Annotated in this window: 3 protein-coding genes; all 3 read right to left on the bottom strand. The window is 34.6% G+C overall.

The annotated features are described in order from the left end of the window. Positions 1 to 128: 128 nt before the first annotated feature. On the bottom strand, positions 129 to 716 hold the full coding sequence (locus GGR08_RS07895; protein WP_183194750.1) for an SMI1/KNR4 family protein: 588 nt from the start codon (positions 714 to 716) through the stop codon (positions 129 to 131). Continuing rightward, a complete protein-coding gene (locus GGR08_RS07890; RefSeq protein WP_183194749.1) occupies positions 713 to 1,198 on the bottom strand; it encodes an SMI1/KNR4 family protein in 486 nt (161 codons plus the stop codon). The genes GGR08_RS07895 and GGR08_RS07890 overlap by 4 nt, the downstream gene beginning before the upstream one ends. Before the next feature lie 20 nt (positions 1,199 to 1,218). Next, on the bottom strand, positions 1,219 to 1,702 hold a 484-nt coding region (locus GGR08_RS07885), incomplete at its 5' end, for an HNH/ENDO VII family nuclease (RefSeq protein ID WP_183194748.1).

The following is a 1,702-nucleotide window of genomic DNA, read 5'->3' as shown; positions in this document are numbered from 1 at the left end:
GCCGCATTTTCTTCAGTACGAAAATTGATAATATCATTATATTTATCAACTAATTCTACAACATCATCTAAGGTATAGGTTTTCATAGATGATCCTCAAAACTTGCGTAACGCTCCATATTTCCCCTATCATTTGCCCCTCCTCCATAGTTTTTTCCAAAAACTCTTGTAAAAAGGTACAGGTTGCGGAGTGGGAGTGTTCTCAGTCTTTTCAATCGGTTGTTCACCTTCAGGTATCTCTTCTCCCACGCTTTCTTTAATTCTTTTGCAAAGGAATTCATAAAAATTGCTAGCGTAATATTCGCAATCTTCAGATGGAAGCATGACATAGAGTGGGCATTCTCCATCCCTAAACTGCGTATAATCAAAATAAAAGGTTTCACCAAAATCTGTTCTGCTAATGAAAAGCTGTTCTGGTGTCACAAAACCACGTTCTCTATTGAGTAAGTTTCGGTAAACAATATCACCAGCAGGAATACCTTCCCCACAATCTCCATAAATGCTAAATATTTCATCACCACCAATTTCCCCTCCTTTGTAATTTTTTAAAAAACTCTTGTAAGACGATGTGAATTGTAAGCCGAGAGTTTTCTCCGCCTTTTCAATTACAAGATCATCAACCGCATTTTTTGCAGTACCAAAATTGATAATCTCATCATCATATTTATTTACTTTATCAATTAAGACTGCAACATCATCTAAGGTATAGGTTTTCATGAATCTTCCCCTGCATGGTCCTTAATTCTTTTACAGAGAAATTCATAAAAATTACTTGCATAATAATGTGACGCTCCAGATGGAATTTTGACGTAGAGTGGGCATTCACCATCCTGAAACTGAGTATAATCAAAGTAAAATGTCTCACCAAAATCAGTTCTACTGACAACAAGCTGTTCTAATGTCGCAAAACCATGTTTCCTATGATATAAGTTTTTATGCACAATATCACCAGCAGGATGATCCTCAAAACTTGCGTTATAAATGCTAAAAATTTCCTCATAACCAATTTCTCCTCCCTTATAATTTTTTAAAAAATCCTTATAAGAAGTTGTAAACTGTAAACCGAGAGTTTTTTCTGCCTCTTTAATCCGTACATCACTAACTGCATCCTCTGCAGTACCAAAATTGATAATCTCATCATCATATTTATTTACTTTATCAATTAATTGTACAACATCAGCTAAAGTATAAGTTTTCATAGGTTGTTCTCCATAAATTATTATTTTTTAGTTGCTATATCTTTCTTTTCATAATCTTTAGCACGTTCTTTCCAGTATTGCGTCCTCCATTTATCGAATAGGTCTCTGTCAATAGCTGATCCCATTGTATTGGGATTAATATGAATAACTGAATTATGTTTATTATGAAACGCATTTGTAACCTCTGCTATGGGACCATCATGTGTTTGCAGCATATGATGCAATTCAATGGGATTTTCATTAAAGTCAAGAGGTGCTCTTCCTGTTTTCATCCTTTCAATATTTGTACCTTTTACTTCTTTTCCTTTTACTGTCCAACTAACAATCTGGTTAGGATCAAACAGATCATCTCTCTGATAGACTTTGTTTGTCTGAGTAATTTTTTCTCCCTTGTTAGTTATTTCAAACTCAACCTCAATAGGTTTTGACCAGAACCTTCTCTCTTGCCCCAAATATTGAGTTGCAATAGCTTCATCGCTCATTTTTTCTAGCGATTGTGCAATT

Origin of the sequence: Bartonella fuyuanensis, from assembly GCF_014197255.1 — a bacterium.
GTDB classification, from domain to species: Bacteria; Pseudomonadota; Alphaproteobacteria; order Rhizobiales; family Rhizobiaceae; genus Bartonella; species Bartonella fuyuanensis.
Note: the sequence above shows the minus strand (reverse complement) of the source record. Positions and strands in the feature narration are given on the sequence as shown.

What these genes read in the sequence shown, in the direction of transcription:
- GGR08_RS07890 (WP_183194749.1), bottom strand. Translation starts at nt 1,198, where the DNA reads ATGAAAACTTATACTTTAGCTGATGTTGTACAATTAATTGATAAAGTA.
- GGR08_RS07895 (WP_183194750.1), bottom strand. Translation starts at nt 716, where the DNA reads ATGAAAACCTATACCTTAGATGATGTTGCAGTCTTAATTGATAAAGTA.